General features: G+C 47.1%; 16 protein-coding genes. 9 read left to right on the top strand and 7 right to left on the bottom strand.

Going from position 1 to position 14,699, the window contains the following annotated elements; translation table 11 throughout:
- Positions 1–106: 106 nt before the first annotated feature.
- Complete coding sequence (locus HP399_RS17900; protein ID WP_173617866.1) at positions 107–1,558, top strand: amidase family protein; 1,452 nt, start codon at positions 107–109, stop codon at positions 1,556–1,558.
- A gap of 12 nt (positions 1,559–1,570) precedes the next feature.
- A complete protein-coding gene (locus HP399_RS17905; protein ID WP_173617867.1) occupies positions 1,571–2,092 on the top strand; it encodes a hypothetical protein in 522 nt (173 codons plus the stop codon).
- Positions 2,093–2,123: 31 nt separating this feature from the next.
- Here HP399_RS17905 and HP399_RS17910 read toward each other — a convergent pair whose 3' ends face one another.
- The 3 genes from HP399_RS17910 to HP399_RS17920 form a co-directional block, all read right to left on the bottom strand.
- The gene (locus tag HP399_RS17910; protein WP_017248186.1) at positions 2,124–2,573 is read right to left on the bottom strand and encodes a hypothetical protein; all 450 of its coding nucleotides are present in this window, start codon (positions 2,571–2,573) and stop codon (positions 2,124–2,126) included.
- 322 nt (positions 2,574–2,895) lie between these two features.
- Entirely contained in the window at positions 2,896–4,053 is a 1,158-nt protein-coding gene (locus HP399_RS17915; RefSeq protein WP_173617868.1) for a serine hydrolase domain-containing protein, read from the bottom strand.
- A gap of 550 nt (positions 4,054–4,603) precedes the next feature.
- On the bottom strand, positions 4,604–5,974 hold the full coding sequence (locus tag HP399_RS17920; RefSeq protein ID WP_173617869.1) for a D-serine ammonia-lyase: 1,371 nt from the start codon (positions 5,972–5,974) through the stop codon (positions 4,604–4,606).
- Positions 5,975–6,136: 162 nt separating this feature from the next.
- On the opposite strand from HP399_RS17920, the gene HP399_RS17925 reads away from it, so the two are divergent.
- From HP399_RS17925 to HP399_RS17935, 3 genes are all read left to right on the top strand, one after another.
- The gene (locus HP399_RS17925) at positions 6,137–6,628 is read left to right on the top strand and encodes an NUDIX hydrolase (protein WP_173617870.1); all 492 of its coding nucleotides are present in this window, start codon (positions 6,137–6,139) and stop codon (positions 6,626–6,628) included.
- Positions 6,629–6,646: 18 nt separating this feature from the next.
- Positions 6,647–7,099, top strand: a complete 453-nt coding sequence (locus HP399_RS17930; protein WP_173617871.1) for a GNAT family N-acetyltransferase — start codon at positions 6,647–6,649, stop codon at positions 7,097–7,099.
- 84 nt (positions 7,100–7,183) lie between these two features.
- The gene (locus HP399_RS17935) at positions 7,184–7,984 is read left to right on the top strand and encodes a VOC family protein (protein ID WP_173617872.1); all 801 of its coding nucleotides are present in this window, start codon (positions 7,184–7,186) and stop codon (positions 7,982–7,984) included.
- A 63-nt stretch (positions 7,985–8,047) separates the two neighbouring features.
- Here the strand turns inward: HP399_RS17935 and HP399_RS17940 are convergent, their stop codons facing one another.
- Genes HP399_RS17940 through HP399_RS17950 form a run of 3 tightly spaced genes read right to left on the bottom strand, consistent with a single transcriptional unit; the run spans position 8,048 to position 10,515 of the window.
- On the bottom strand, positions 8,048–9,166 hold the full coding sequence (locus HP399_RS17940) for a YheC/YheD family endospore coat-associated protein (protein ID WP_173617873.1): 1,119 nt from the start codon (positions 9,164–9,166) through the stop codon (positions 8,048–8,050).
- A 59-nt stretch (positions 9,167–9,225) separates the two neighbouring features.
- Positions 9,226–10,134, bottom strand: a complete 909-nt coding sequence (locus HP399_RS17945) for an RluA family pseudouridine synthase (RefSeq protein WP_173617874.1) — start codon at positions 10,132–10,134, stop codon at positions 9,226–9,228.
- Positions 10,135–10,167: 33 nt separating this feature from the next.
- Positions 10,168–10,515, bottom strand: a complete 348-nt coding sequence (locus HP399_RS17950; RefSeq protein WP_173617875.1) for a thioredoxin family protein — start codon at positions 10,513–10,515, stop codon at positions 10,168–10,170.
- A gap of 150 nt (positions 10,516–10,665) precedes the next feature.
- Between HP399_RS17950 and HP399_RS17955 the strand changes: the two genes are divergently transcribed.
- Together HP399_RS17955 and HP399_RS17960 are read left to right on the top strand one after the other, a co-directional pair.
- Positions 10,666–10,884, top strand: a complete 219-nt coding sequence (locus HP399_RS17955; protein WP_017248177.1) for a hypothetical protein — start codon at positions 10,666–10,668, stop codon at positions 10,882–10,884.
- Positions 10,885–10,915: 31 nt separating this feature from the next.
- A complete protein-coding gene (locus HP399_RS17960; protein WP_173617876.1) occupies positions 10,916–11,605 on the top strand; it encodes a class F sortase in 690 nt (229 codons plus the stop codon).
- A 28-nt stretch (positions 11,606–11,633) separates the two neighbouring features.
- Here HP399_RS17960 and HP399_RS17965 read toward each other — a convergent pair whose 3' ends face one another.
- Complete coding sequence (locus HP399_RS17965) at positions 11,634–12,521, bottom strand: LysR family transcriptional regulator (protein ID WP_069845285.1); 888 nt, start codon at positions 12,519–12,521, stop codon at positions 11,634–11,636.
- Between the two features lie 113 nt (positions 12,522–12,634).
- Between HP399_RS17965 and leuC the strand changes: the two genes are divergently transcribed.
- Both leuC and leuD read left to right on the top strand, forming a co-directional pair.
- Positions 12,635–14,065, top strand: coding sequence for a 3-isopropylmalate dehydratase large subunit (gene leuC, locus HP399_RS17970; RefSeq protein ID WP_173617877.1), 1,431 nt, complete (start codon positions 12,635–12,637; stop codon positions 14,063–14,065).
- Positions 14,062–14,646, top strand: a complete 585-nt coding sequence (gene leuD / locus HP399_RS17975) for a 3-isopropylmalate dehydratase small subunit (RefSeq protein ID WP_173617878.1) — start codon at positions 14,062–14,064, stop codon at positions 14,644–14,646. Before leuC ends, leuD begins: the two co-directional genes overlap by 4 nt.
- The last annotated feature ends 53 nt before the right edge of the window (positions 14,647–14,699 follow it).

The raw sequence follows: 14,699 nt of genomic DNA on the forward strand, positions 1-14,699 counted from the left end.
TCAGCTTGTTTTTTTATAGGCAAAAGGCTCACACTCCCCTCTCTTTCCCTTTCCCTGAATTTGGTACTATAATAATAATCAAATCATTCGTAAAAGGGGATACATTATGTCAGTGATTCATGAAACGAGCATTCTCGAATGGCAAGCTGCAATGACAGCTGGAACCACGACTTCCCGGGAATTGACCCTCGCCTTTTTACAGCGGATTGCCACCTACAACAAACAAGGCATCCGAATCAATGCCATTTGTGAGCTAAACCCAGATGCACTGGCGATCGCAGAGTCACTGGATCGGGAACGCGAGGTGTCAGGCAGTCGTGGGCCGCTTCACGGAATCCCTGTACTGATCAAGGATAACATTGCGACATCTGACAAGATGCACACGACGGCTGGAGCTCTAGCTTTAGCTGATTCATTTGCCTCTGCGGATGCATTTGTTGTGACCAAGCTCCGAGAGGCTGGCGCTGTCCTTTTAGGGAAAACAAATCTGACGGAATGGGCTAACTTTGTCTCCAATAACATGCCAGATGGCTACAGCTCGCGTGGTGGACAAGTGTTGAACCCATACGGTCCTGGTGTACTCGATGTCGGCGGGTCTAGCTCAGGTTCAGCTGCTGCGATTGCCGCAGGATTTGCCGTTGTGGCAGTCGGTACGGAGACTTCCGGGTCGATTCTCCACCCAGCGGAGCAAAATTCGCTCGTGGGAATCAAACCTACTGTTGGCTTAATCAGCCGTTCGGGTATCATCCCGATTTCCCATAGCCAAGACACAGCCGGACCGATGGCGAGAACTGTGACAGATGCAGCTACTTTGCTTGGCGCGCTTACTGGTATAGATGCAAATGATCCTGTGACTGGAAAAAGCGAAGGTCTAGCACATACCGATTACCTCCCCTTCCTCCATGCAGATGGATTGCGGGGTGCGCGCATCGGCGTTGTACGATCCAGGTTTTTGGCAGAATGTGTAGACGAAGAAATTGCCTTGTATGAAGCGGCTATTGAAAAGCTCAGAGAGGCAGGCGCAACGGTCATAGATGCGGTCACCATTCCGACAGAAAATGCCGAGTGGGACAGACATGTTCTTGTGCATGAATTCAAGGTTGGGGTAAATGCGTACTTAAAAACCTTACCAGCCTCCTACCCGATCCGCTCCTTACAGGATGTCATTGCTTTTAATCGGGCACATGAGGAACAAGCCCTGCTTTACGGGCAAGAGCTGCTGGAAGAATCCGAGCAAACAAGTGGTACAATGACGGAGCCGGAGTATCTGGCTAATCGCCTGTTCGATTTGGAAATGTCACAGAAACAAGGCCTTGATGCTGTTATGAAGGAGCACGAACTCGATGCCCTCTTGTACCCCGGCAGTACGGGTTATGCTATCCCAGCCAAAGCTGGTTACCCTTCGATTACGGTTCCAGCTGGCTATACTTCTGCGGGCAAGCCATTTGGCATCATGCTGACTGGATTGGCATTCCAGGAACCTACTCTTCTTCGCCTAGCCTACGCTTATGAACAAGCAACTCGACTGCGTGTAGATCCGAATATGACGAAAGCGTAAAGGAAGCACAGAATGAACCGATATTACGGACTTTATATTGGTACAAAAATCCCTTTCAAGCACCTGAAGAAAATCATTCGCAAATTCAACTATGATTACTATGACAAAGCCAGTCCAGAACGGCAGCAGCACTTTATCGAAATTATTCCAGAATTCCACATCAGTCACTCGAATTATCCACCCACAATGCTGGAGTGTATCATGGTGGAACCAGCGTTTTTGAACAGATTTTTAGAAATCATAAACAACCTAGATTTCACTTTCATCCTTTGCCACTATCGTCACGGTCATTTTCAAACGACGATGAATGGAATCGAGTATAGCGTTACGAACTATCGCTCCTTGGAAGATGTCGTCTATCTGCTACTCGAAGATGAAGATGATATCGAGGAGAGATTCTCTAAAAAACTACGCACGCTCCCACTCGAAAAACAAGTTGCCTCAGCCCCTGGAATCAAAACGAGCGAAGAATATCAGCATCTGCTAGATACATGGGTAAAGGAAGTACTCGCCTATCCAGAAAAAAACGCATGAGGCCTTTTTGGCCCCATGCGTTTTTCCCTTTCTACATCGTCTTACTTTCTTGTTCCGCTTTACCGAGTCGGTCCTGGAACAGCTTACTCAATTGACCGATATTTACTTCCCATTCCTCATCCTTGTAATAAACAGTCGCTTTGGATTCGCCTTTTTTGCCTACGATACGAATACTCGTAGTCTTCACTTCATAGGTGCCATCTTCCTTGAAGGAAATATCGGCATCCTTTAGCTCTTTGTCCAAGACTGGTGTAATCGTCTTATCGACGACTTCCTGTGTAGCTACGGCTGCTTGACGTCCCATTTGGATCACTTCTTCAGGACTGAATTGGAAAAACAACACGAGCACAACACCAATAATAGCAGCGAGCGAAATAATTCGAATGATACTTCGCACCACCCATTGGGCAGCCATGATAATGATTATAATACCTAGCGCAATCGGCCAGTAATCTTTGATCAGTTGAAGTATTTGGTCCATGCTTATCCCTCCTTCGATTTCAGTCTCGCCAAAAAATACCGAAACCAAATCTTCTAACAGAAAAAAACCGTCACAGCAAAGCGGACGGAATCGCAAAAATGGGTTGTCTCTCACTTATTCTCGTAAAAAAAGCAAACTCCTGCTCTCATTTTCAATCGTTTTAAACGAATATTACAAACACGCCATCCTTTCCTATGATTCTACAGAAAGAATAGCGTATTTTTTCATTTTAGGGAGGATTTTGTTTTATTACCGAAATTCCAAAACGGTATATTTTTAACGATAAACACTATGACAAAATTTATTCGGTTTTCCTTTTTGCCTACTTGCTAAATTCAGCAAGTAAAATATTTTTAAAGTTAGCTTTACCCATACTGTTCAAATTGACGGTCAACATATGCTTGCCTCCAAGTGTACCCCCAACAAGAGTAATAAACCCTGGAATGCTACCTGTATGTCCCCATATCGAGACTCCGTTTGGAAGCTTAGTTTCATAGATTCCAAGACCATATCCGCTGATTTCAGCACTTCCTGTAGGAACTGTAGTAAGCATTTGTTTTAATTGCGGTTCCTTCAGTAATTTGCCACTGAGTAAGTAAGAGAAGAATTTATTTAAGTCGTCAGCAGTAGAAATCATATCTCCAGCCGAGCTAGCTATACTTGGGTTATAATAAGTAATGTCTTTTAGCTCACTTGCTCCGTCTGGTTGGAAATATCCACGGGCATGATTGGTGCCTGGAATAACGCTTGAATTGCCAGGTAGGAATGTATTCGACAATTCAAGCGGTTCAATAATCCGATTTTCAATCTCTTCTGCATAGCTGTTCCCGGTTACTTTTTCAATAAGGATACCCAGTAATACGTATCCTGTGTCTGAATAAGACCAGCCCTTTCCTGGGGCAAAGTCTGGAGGAAGAGAAAGCCCAATCTTTACTAATTCTTCAGCGGTATATGTTTTTTTGGCATTCATCATATCAGCGTCTTTTGACCTTAAGTATTCAGCGATACCACTTGTATGGTTCAATATCTGCCGGATAGTAATCTGGTTACCATCATATCCGTTTCCTTGAATGACACCAGGCAACCATTTTTCGATGGAGTCGTCTAGATTCAGGCGGTTCTCTCCAGCTAATTGAAGTACAACTGTTGCGGTGAACGTCTTCGTCACGCTGCCAATGCGAAAGCGAAAATCTGTTTTCATTGGTTCCTTGGTGCTCAGATTCGCTACCCCAGCGGCATAGCCCCATGTTTTTCCATCCTCAGAAGTTTTAGCGAGTATCCCCGGGATTCCAAGATGCAATGTATCCCGCATTGCTTGCTTGACAGAATTCCGATCTCGTTGAGTGCTTGTTTGTAACGAACTAGATACATTTTGAGTAGGCTCTGCTTTTACAATTGAGGTTGGCGTTGTGTATAACAGGGAGCTTCCAGCTATTAAAAGGGCCAGACTTGCAAATGTAATTTGACTACGTGTTTTCATAAGCCATTTCTCTCCTCTATTCATATTGCTTAGGTCGTTGCTAACGCCATTCTGTCTTAACATTAAGTCATATCTGTTCCACCTTTCACACCTTGTTATATTTTTATCATACAAAATGAATATCTCTTTTTTCTTACGCATTCCTTACAAATTACTTATGTTTAAAATAGCTTCTATAATAGGGAGAAGGAGCATCTGTGCCGGAAAGTAAATATATGAATCAAAAAGAAACACAGAGGTTTTTCACTTCTGTGTTTCTTTTTTCGTCCTTTACATAGGAAAGACATACAACACAAATGACATTGTGCTGCATTAAACACTCCTAACGTTGTTAAAATCACTTGTCTCTACGTCGAAATTTATTTAACCTAGGGCGGTACCCAGGACTCCTCTTGCAGCCGCATCAGATTTCCGAGGTAAGAAGACCGACGTTTATTATTTTCAAGACGCAGAAGACTTTGAAATGAATGGACAAAAGCCCGGAGGAGTGATCCGGGCTTTCCTACAAGGACTTTTTGTCTTCGAACTCATATTGTTTACATAACAAACATTATGTATCTGTACCGATTTTGGCTTCCAGGCCTTTCGCGTAGTACTCATCCTGGATTTTCTCCGGAACCATACTCCCACCCGTCGCCCACACGATGTGGGTCGCCTTTTTCATTTTTTCCGTTAGACCTTGCTTCGCCAAATAGTGACGCCCTGTCTCTTGTTGAAACAATCTAACAGGTCCTGGCATGCCAGCTAATGCAGACGGCTCCAATCGAATGGATTCGTGATCGCGCAAGGCACGCAACAAAGCGTATAGCTCTTCGTCGTCCACTGTAAACACGCCACTCAGTAGGTCCTCCATCATTTTTCCTACAAATCGGGAAGGTCGACCAACTGCCAGACCATCCGCCTCTGTCTTGTTGTCTATCCCGAAATCTTGAACGGAGACTTTGTCATGCAGGCCTGTCATTAAACCAAGCAGCATGCACGGTGAATGAGTTGGTTCCGCAAAAAAGCAATGAACATTGTCCCCATAAATAAGCTTTAACCCGTACGCTACACCACCAGGTCCCCCACCAACCCCACACGGAAGGTAGACGAACAGCGGGTGATCACGATCTACTTTTATTTGTTGTTCCTCTAGCTGCCTTTTCAGTCGTTTTGCTGCTACTGCATAGCCGAGGAATAATCGCTTGGAGTTCTCATCATCGATGAAATAGCAGTTCGGATCGACTTCTGCCTGCTTCCTTCCCTCTTCCACCGCTTTTCCGTAATCCGATGCGTACTCCACAACCTGGACCCCTTTTGCCCGCAGCAATTCCTTTTTCCATGCTTTAGCGTCCGCTGACATGTGTACGGTGACTTGAAAACCGAGCTTCGCGCTGATGATCCCGATGCTCAAACCGAGATTTCCTGTCGAGCCTACCGCAATGGAATAACGGGAAAACAGTTCCCGGAACGCATCCGAGGCCAAAATAGCATAATCCTTGTCCGGTTGCAGCATTTGATGCTTTTGGGCCAATTCTTCTGCATGTGCCAGCACCTCGTAGATGCCACCACGCGCCTTGATGGAACCGGCAATAGGCAAATGGCTGTCGCATTTTAACCAGAGATTCCCCTGTATATCCGCCGCAAAGCGAGACTCTAGGTGCTTTTGCATCTCTTTTATCGGAACGAGTGGGGACTCAATCAGTCCACCAGCTTCTCTCGTCTCAGGAAAAGCCACTTGAATGAACGAGCCAAAACGCCGCAAGCGTTCTTCTGCATCCTGAACTTCCTCTGGCGTAACGGAGAGAGTTGCTTTTGCGATCTCATCATAGATAGGGTTCGTCCAGAAAACTTCATCCGTCTCCATCATGTTAAGAAGAAGCGGATATTTCGTTTTCCACTCCTCCATTGTTAGCCCTTCCACCTTCTCATTGTTTCCCATCTTGAACGAGCCCCCTCTTCTTCCTTCCACTCTTCTTTGTTATTATAACGAAATATTACGAAACTTCTTGCGGAAAACCAAATAAAATTACAGATGAATCCACTCATTTGATACAATGGTCGTGTTAAAGAAGTCAACTGTAACAAAAAGGAACGTGATAACATGTATCGCTATACCATATGCTTTCTCAAACATAGAAATGGAATACTCATGCTGAATCGCAACAAATCACCATTGATGGGGCTATGGAATGGCGTAGGCGGTAAGCTAGAGCAGGGAGAGACTCCACTGGACAGTGTCCTTCGGGAGGTTCGGGAAGAGACGGGCATTTTGCTAGAAACCGCTTGTTACAAAGGAATTGTCTCTTGGCTAGTTGATGGAATAGAAACGGGCGGTATGTATGCATTTCTCGCTCATCTTCCAGAAGACTACGAGCGCTCTCAAACCCCTCAGGTTGTGGAAGAAGGCATACTTGACTGGAAAGAGCTAGCGTGGATCTTGGACCCCGACAATGCTGGCGTCCCAGAAAACCTTCCCATGTTTTTACCATACATGCTGGAAGAGGCTGACCCTTGTCAGCATTTCTTTACGTACGAAAATAACCAGGTTGTCAACTATGAAACAGCTCCATTGCCAAAGCCGGTTACAACTTGAATCGGAGGAGAAACACAGATGGAAATTCGCAAGCTTGCAGCACAAGAACACCCACCAATGGATTTACTCTTATTGGCTGACCCTTCTGTCAGATTGGTGAAAGATTATTTACAAAGAGGTCAATGCTATGTCGTTGTTCTGGAGGGGAGCATCGTAGGTGTCTACGTCTTGATTCCAACCAGACCCGATACGGTTGAACTCGTGAATGTTGCCGTCGACGAGGCCCATCAAGGCAAGGGCATTGGCAAAAAGCTCGTTCTTCATTCCATTGAAGTAGCCAAATCTCTCGGCTATAAGACAATCGAGGTCGGCACAGGGAATTCAAGCGTGGGTCAGCTCGCTCTTTATCAAAAGTGTGGATTTCGGATGAATTGGATCGATCGGGACTTTTTCTTGCGTCATTATGAGGAAGAGATTTACGAAAACGGAATTCAGGTGGTAGATATGGTTCGCCTCTCTCAAGATATTTGAGAAGTTTGTCTAGAAACAGTGTAAACCGAATGAGTATACATAATTTATATTATGTTATCTTTTTATAGGAAAAGGTGAGGCCAGGTGATCACGCATTTTTCTAAATTAACCTTACAAACGGTGTCCATCCAAGGGGTACACCAGGTTTACGCAGACCGTCTCGGCTTTCCGATTTCATCTCAATCAGACAAACAGATTACGTTTCAAGTCACACCCGATTTTCGTTTAACCTTTGAAGAAGTGTATGCACCGTTCTCCCCCGCCCATATTGCTTTTCAAGTACCTTATTCCCTATTTCATGAATCAGCGAAAAAGATCAAAGAATCTGGTCTTTTGCTTGTTCGATGGGAGGATGGACATGACATTGATCAGGAAAAAGGGCGGATGAACCTGTATTTCCGCGATGGAGACGGGAATCTTCTTGAGATTATTGCCCACGAGTATGTGTCAGAAGAGGTCGTCGTGCCATCCACTCCCCTGCACATTCTGTATTTACGAGAAGTGGGCTGTCCCGTGGAAAGTGTGCCTGTTTTTACGCAATGGCTAAAATCGAATATAAGCATGAAAACATACGAGGATGGCGAAATTTTTAACTTCGTCATCGGGGGAACGGCACATATTGTAGCCACATGGAAAAACAGGCCTTGGATTCCCATTGCGATGAAAGCGTTACCACCGAAAATGCACGTCACTTTTGGAACACCTGACCAAACGTTCCTGCAAAAAGTGCGGAGACGCTTTGAAAAAAGTAATGTCCTCTTCCATTCGGATGCCCATGAGCTTACATTCGTCCGGGAAGGATACTCGTTTTCTGTTATCCATACACCCGATTACGCCCCTGACATCCCGAGCAAATTGCAATTACCACTTTCTATCTCCACCTAACAAATACAGCGGCAGACGAGGACTTCAGACATTGTCCCTGACTGCCGCTGTTCTGCTTTCACGTTATCCTCTGACGACCTTTCTCTTCAAAAGTGGCTCGCGACCTTCGCGTCCTTGTGTTTTTGCAAGGTAGATGGCGTATTCAAGCGGTCGAGTAATGGCATTCTTGTACTGCCCCGTTGCCCCCATCTCTCGGAAAATTTCCCGAGCTGGTTTGGGATTCACTTCGATCAGCCAAGCGTGACCCTCTACATCGATGCCAATATCCAATCCAAATTCAACCATCCGTCCAAAATGATCCTCGAGTGTTTCCGCTGTTTGAAAAGCAAGCTGTTCGCAATCACGCACGATCTGCTCAGTGTGCTCCTCCCCAAACCTCGGTCGGAGAAATACCGAAACTGGGATAGCTTTTCCGCCGCCATGCAGATTAGAGGTGGCACTGCGTTCTGGACCCACGCGAATCCCATGACCTGTAATGCTCCATTCACCCTGCCCATTCTTTTGAATCAAGAGGCGCATGTCTACTGCACGCGAAGGAACCAGCTGCAAACGAAGACCTTGCTGAACGATATATTTCTCCTGTCTCGTCCAACGATCTACCCATCTTTGGGCCGCGGCTTTATCTCTTACTACTGTGGATACTTTCGCCCTTTGCTTATTTCGGCCGAGCAGTCGAAGTTCGTCGCCACGCTTTTCAATCGACAGGATGTTTCGTCCCCCTGTTCCATTCAGTGGCTTTACGTAGAGCAATGGATGCTTGCCTAGCATGTTGACCAGACTTTGGCGGTTGTAGAGGTGGGTCTCCGGAAGCCAGCGATGCATTCTCGGGTCCCGATGCAGCACCTCATGTACACGCCATTTGTTTGCCAAGCGATTGTTTGCATACAAAAAATTACTCGTCCGCCGAAAGGCCACATAGTTCTTAAACGCTTGTGTCGGTGTATAGCGGTATCGGTCAAATACAGCGTCTGGACGGTCAAATATTCTTGCTTGCCAGCCACCATTGCTCCCCGGGACATACCCTCTCACCTGCCTGCCGGCTCCAAGTACATCGTTTGGTGAAAACAAGAAAACGGTACAGCCTAGTTCTTGTCCAGCCTTGAGTAGTCGCCGAAAATAGGTTGGCTCTGCAAAGCGTTTGCCTTCCCGCCAAGTCAAGATACCGATTATGGGTCGTTTCAAAAGACCACCCTCTCTCGTTTCCTCCTTGGCAGTTTATTCAGTCCGTAGTCAAATGGCGATTATCTCAACTTCTTTTCCAAGTGAAACAGATCGAGTGGCAACGGAGCCGTGACTTCGATGACTTCTCCCCCGAATGGATGCACAAATTTGAGCACTGCTGCGTGCAGCGCTTGTCGTTTAATGAGTTCGCGCTTGCCACCATATAGTTCATCCCCTAAAAGCGGGTGCCCAATATGACTGAAGTGAACGCGAATTTGATGGGTTCTCCCCGTCTCCAATTGACATTCTACTTTCGTAGCTGTTTGAAAACGTTCTATGACCTGGTAATGGGTAATCGCTGGATCGCCGTTAGGTGTGACCCTTCTGCGCGTCCCATGATTCCGATCTTTTCCGATTGGCTCATTGATTTTCCCGCGCTCTTTGGGCATTTGTCCCGAAACATACGCGACATATGTACGCTTGATTGTGCGCTCACGCAGCATTTCATCTAACAGTGCAGAAGCCCACGCATGCTTCGCGTACAGAACGACGCCTGACGTATCCTGATCCAGCCGATGGACATGGCGGACTTTTGCTTCCAAACCTGTACGGAAAAAGTGCCCCGACACGAGATGATCCAACGTCACATGATGATATCGTTCGGTCGGATGTAACAGAAGGCCAACCGGCTTATTCACGATTAGCAAATGATCATCCTCGTACAAGATCTCCGGAGCTTCACTGGCCGGATCAAGCCCCAATGGCTCAGGCTTGCACATACGCAGGCGAACTTCCTGCCCTGCTTTTCCCACAACATGCTGAGCAACAGGTGCGCCATCCAGTAGTACTTCTTTGTATTGGAATAAAAGATGGACCTGCTTGCGAGGCAGCTTCCACTCTTCGCGCAGCAGGTTCCCAATCGGAATGGCATCATCTTCGTCTCGTAAGTGAGCAACGAGCCATTCTCCTTCTTTTTTCATGAATAACATTTCTGTCTATCTCCCTGTTCTATGTTCATGCAATTACGCTTGCTCGAGTCCTTTACTGACTTGAATCGCACGGTCCAGGAAATGCTCGATCTCCTCACGACTCTTTCCGAGCTTGCTAACGAAGCGAACCAGTTCTTTTCCATTATGGAACGCAATAAAGCTCGGAATCCCGAAGATATCGTACTTTTGGGACAAGTCCGGGAGAGTATCGCGGTTGACTTCAATCATATCTAGTTGTTCTTTGTATTTTTCTTCCACGGCAGGCATGAATGGATCAATGCGATGGCAATCTGGGCACCAATCCGTGAAGAATTTGACAATGACTGGCTTGGCTGCTGCGATTACTTGCTCGAATTCAGCTTCTGTCTTAATTTCTCTCATGTTATCTTCCTCCCAGAATGATTTGGAAATAGTGTACCACAGGCGCGGGCTGTTTGGGACGTTTAGGAGAAACAATTGCCATCACTAACAAAACAACAAACTGAAATCCTATCTGTTGTAAGCCCAAAAATTTAAAGGTAGGTGCTACTCATGAAGAAATTCGCTGCTTTGTTGATGGTTGCATGCTTGGTAACTACTGCAATTCCTGTATCTGCTGCAACACATGACGGTCACAAAAAACACCACAAGGTACAAACAAAAGCGCATCATATGAAGACCAAAGCTCACCATATGAAAACCAAAGCACATAAAGGCAAAGTGCATATCAAGGCTTTGCCGAAAACTGGTATGGGTGGGGCAAGCAATTAAAGGGGGATCTTCCCCCTGTTCTTTGCTACTTATGAAAAAACTACTGGGGTTCCTTCTATTCATTAGTTTGGTTACAATTGGTTGCGGTCATACAGCTAAACAACCAGCCGATGCTCCAAAAATCACGAATACCATGCCAAAACCAGCAGGGCCCATCCTTATCAAACAAACGGTTACCGTTTATGGTCCTTCGCTACCACCTCAACCGACGTTCCTTCCTGCCCCTCCTCTTCCAGACGGAATCATGCCCACTCTTCTACATATTCCAAAACTGAAGCTGCAAGCTCGTGTAGAACCGGTTGGCGTTTTACCAAATGGGCAAATGGACGTCCCGAAGGCTTTTGATCGCGTGGGGATTTTGGCGCCATGGACGAAGCCCGGGATGAAGGGGAATGCAGTGATCGCCGGTCATTTCGATCATTACACGGGTCCAGCTGTTTTTTACCATCTGAAAAAACTAAAGCCCGGCGACAAAATCACGGTGCGTGAAGCAAAAGGAAGAACGCTTACCTTCCAGGTTCGCAGAGTAGAAAGCTTCCAGACTGCCGAAGCCCCCATCGATCAGATTTTTGGGAATGCAGAGCGCTCCCATCTGAATTTGATTACCTGCTCCGGCAAATTTAACAAGAAAACACAGGAACATGCTCGCAGGCTAGTCATCTTTTCCGAACTTGTTCAAAATACAGAGTCGCAAGATAAAAAACCCAGTGTACGCAAATGATTGCGGCGACTGGGTTTCTTGTTTACCTTTATATTTTTCCACCCTGCTCGATGAGACATTGCACAAACGCTTCAGCCGGGCGTGACAGCGGTTTGTCCTTTCGATACGCCACAACGAGTGTGCGAGAAGGTTTGGTTTTTATCCGCACATAAGTTGGCGGTTCGATCGTTCCGGGTGCGAGCGTAATCATTTTCGGCGCAAACGATAAACCCATGCCTGCTGCAACAAGTGACTGAGCCGTCTGGATGTTCGAGCTCTCAAACACGATTCGCGGTCGGAATCCCGCCTGCTCACAGAGCCGGAGCGAAATCGTGCGGAAGCCTTGTCCTTCTTTTAACAGGATAAAAGGCTGATCGGCTACCTCTGCGAGATCGACTTCTTTCCGTTTTGCGAGCGGATGATTGGCTGGTACCGCCAAAAAGATTTCTTCATTGATCGCGGGGATGATTTCCAGAGACGGATCACTGATGGGCATGGTTAGTAGGCTTACATCAATTTTCCCCCGCACGAGTAGCTGCTCCAAATGACTCGACGTTTCCTCCATCAATTGCAGCTCGACACCGGGGAATTGCTTTGTAAACGTAGGCAACACCCTTGGCAGCACGTACGCCCCTGTGATCGGCAAGCTTCCTACAAGCAATTTGCCACTTTCTCCTATGGCATAAGCTCGCATTTCCCTCTCTAGCCCCTCTGACATGTCGACGAGCGTTTGCGCCACCTGTATAAAGCGCTGTCCCGCATCAGTCAGTTCTACGTGCTGCGGCAAGCGATGAAACAAGCTGACACCGAGTATTTTCTCCAGCTTCGCAATTTGTTGGCTCAACGACGGTTGGGCCAAATGTAATCGATTGGCTGCCCGGGAAAAACTGCGTTCTTCCGCAACAGCGAGTACATAACGAATTTGTCGTAACTCCATATAGACCTCCCGATAGGCAAAAACTATCCTTCTTATAATTATTATATCTTTGAACTATTCTCTTTGCCATGTTACAACCTTGTTAAGAGTTTTTGAACGAAGGAGGAAACATAATGACAGCCCGTACGATGTTTGAAAAGATTTGGGACAATCACATTATTCACGAAGAGGCAGGCAAGCCGAGCCTTTTGTATATCGACCTGCACCTGGTTCACGAGGTGACTTCGCCGCAAGCTTTCGAAGGACTCCGCTTGGCTGGCCGCCAAGTACGCCGTCCAGAGCTTACCTTCGCAACCATGGACCACAACGTACCGACAGCTGACCGTTTTAATGTCAAAGATCCGATTTCTCGTCAACAAATGGAAACCTTGACGGCGAACTGTGCGGAATTCGGGGTAACACTCGCGGATCTGAACAGCCCAGATCAAGGAATCGTCCACGTCATTGGTCCTGAGCTCGGGCTCACACATCCAGGCAAAACAATCGTCTGCGGGGACAGCCACACCTCCACTCACGGAGCATTCGGTGCCCTCGCCTTCGGTATTGGTACCAGCGAAGTGGAGCATGTACTCGCAACGCAATGCTTGCAGCAATCCAAACCAAAAACGATGGAAGTACGCGTAAACGGCGACCTGCCATTCGGTGTCAGTGCAAAAGATTTAATTTTGGCGATTATCGCAAAATACGGAACTGATTTTGCAACTGGCTACGTCGTAGAATACACAGGCGCAGCGATCCGCAACCTGACCATGGAAGAGCGCATGACTGTGTGCAACATGACGATTGAGGGTGGCGCTCGTGCCGGCCTAATCGCTCCTGACCAGACTACTTTTGACTACTTGAAAGGCAAGCGTTACGTTCCGCAAGGGGAAGATTTCCTAGCAGCTGTCGAAGCTTGGAAAGAGCTGTGCACGGACGAAGGCGCTGCGTTTGACTCCTGTGTAGAAATCGAGGCAGCCGAGATCGCACCGCAAGTTACGTGGGGAACGAGCCCTGGTATGGGTACGAACATTACGAGCACAGTTCCAAACCCTGAGTCATTCGAGACAACCGCACAGCGCAAAGCGGCACAAGATGCTCTGGCATATATGGACCTTGCGCCTGGCACTCCTATGAGCGAAATCAAAATCGATCGCGTCTTTATCGGCTCCTGTACGAACGGTCGGATCGAGGACCTGCGCAAAGCAGCTGACGTAGCTAAAGGACGCAAGGTCTCCCCTTCCGTACACGCGATGGTCGTTCCTGGCTCTCAAGCAGTTAAGCAGCTCGCTGAGCAAGAAGGCTTGCACCTTATTTTCCAAGAAGCTGGCTTTGATTGGCGCGAATCTGGTTGCTCCATGTGTCTGGCGATGAATCCAGATATCCTGTCCGAGGGTGAGCGTTGTGCTTCTACCTCGAACCGGAACTTCGAAGGACGTCAAGGACGCGGCGGAAGGACGCATCTGGTTAGCCCGGAAATGGCAGCAGCAGCAGCTATCGCAGGTCACTTCGTCGATGTACGTGAATGGAAAAGCGAGAACGCTAGCAAGGAGGTATTCCAATGAATCCATTTGTCATCCACTCCGGAGTGGTAGCCCCACTCGATCGTGTAAACGTAGATACGGACGCAATTATCCCTAAGCAGTTCTTGAAGCGCATTGAGCGCAGCGGTTTTGGTCAATTCCTGTTCTACGAATGGCGCTTTACTGTCGATGGTACACCAATCGATACGTTCATTCTGAATACGCCTGCTTACAAGGAGTCTACTGTCCTTCTTGCCCGCAACAATTTTGGCTGCGGCTCCTCTCGTGAGCATGCGCCATGGGCTCTCCTTGATTATGGCTTCCGCTGTGTGATTGCTCCATCCTTTGCGGACATTTTTTACAACAACTGCTTCAAAAACGGCATCTTGCCGATCAAATTGAGTGAAGAGCAAGTCGATGAGCTGTTCAATCGTACCCAAAACAAGCCGAACTACCAGCTGACCATCGATCTGCAAGAACAAGTTGTTCGTGACAGTGAAGGTCTCTCCTACCCGTTCGAGGTAGACTCCTATCGTCGTTATTGCCTACTGAATGGTCTCGACGATATTGGAATTACATTGCAGTATGAAGATAAGATCGCTGCATACGAGGCAAATCGTTAATTTTCCATTCATAGCGTCGCGCATAGAAAAAGCGAAGGCATCCACTATTGTGT

The sequence above is a fragment of the Brevibacillus sp. DP1.3A genome (assembly GCF_013284245.2).
Lineage (GTDB): Bacteria > Bacillota > Bacilli > Brevibacillales > Brevibacillaceae > Brevibacillus.

Coding starts and splice junctions, on each gene's coding strand:
- HP399_RS17900 (WP_173617866.1), top strand. CDS start 107: ATGTCAGTGATTCATGAAACGAGCATTCTCGAATGGCAAGCTGCAATG.
- HP399_RS17905 (WP_173617867.1), top strand. CDS start 1,571: ATGAACCGATATTACGGACTTTATATTGGTACAAAAATCCCTTTCAAG.
- HP399_RS17910 (WP_017248186.1), bottom strand. CDS start 2,573: ATGGACCAAATACTTCAACTGATCAAAGATTACTGGCCGATTGCGCTA.
- HP399_RS17915 (WP_173617868.1), bottom strand. CDS start 4,053: ATGAAAACACGTAGTCAAATTACATTTGCAAGTCTGGCCCTTTTAATA.
- HP399_RS17920 (WP_173617869.1), bottom strand. CDS start 5,974: ATGGGAAACAATGAGAAGGTGGAAGGGCTAACAATGGAGGAGTGGAAA.
- HP399_RS17925 (WP_173617870.1), top strand. CDS start 6,137: ATGTATCGCTATACCATATGCTTTCTCAAACATAGAAATGGAATACTC.
- HP399_RS17930 (WP_173617871.1), top strand. CDS start 6,647: ATGGAAATTCGCAAGCTTGCAGCACAAGAACACCCACCAATGGATTTA.
- HP399_RS17945 (WP_173617874.1), bottom strand. CDS start 10,134: ATGTTATTCATGAAAAAAGAAGGAGAATGGCTCGTTGCTCACTTACGA.
- HP399_RS17950 (WP_173617875.1), bottom strand. CDS start 10,515: ATGAGAGAAATTAAGACAGAAGCTGAATTCGAGCAAGTAATCGCAGCA.
- HP399_RS17955 (WP_017248177.1), top strand. CDS start 10,666: ATGAAGAAATTCGCTGCTTTGTTGATGGTTGCATGCTTGGTAACTACT.
- HP399_RS17960 (WP_173617876.1), top strand. CDS start 10,916: ATGAAAAAACTACTGGGGTTCCTTCTATTCATTAGTTTGGTTACAATT.
- HP399_RS17965 (WP_069845285.1), bottom strand. CDS start 12,521: ATGGAGTTACGACAAATTCGTTATGTACTCGCTGTTGCGGAAGAACGC.
- leuC (WP_173617877.1), top strand. CDS start 12,635: ATGACAGCCCGTACGATGTTTGAAAAGATTTGGGACAATCACATTATT.
- leuD (WP_173617878.1), top strand. CDS start 14,062: ATGAATCCATTTGTCATCCACTCCGGAGTGGTAGCCCCACTCGATCGT.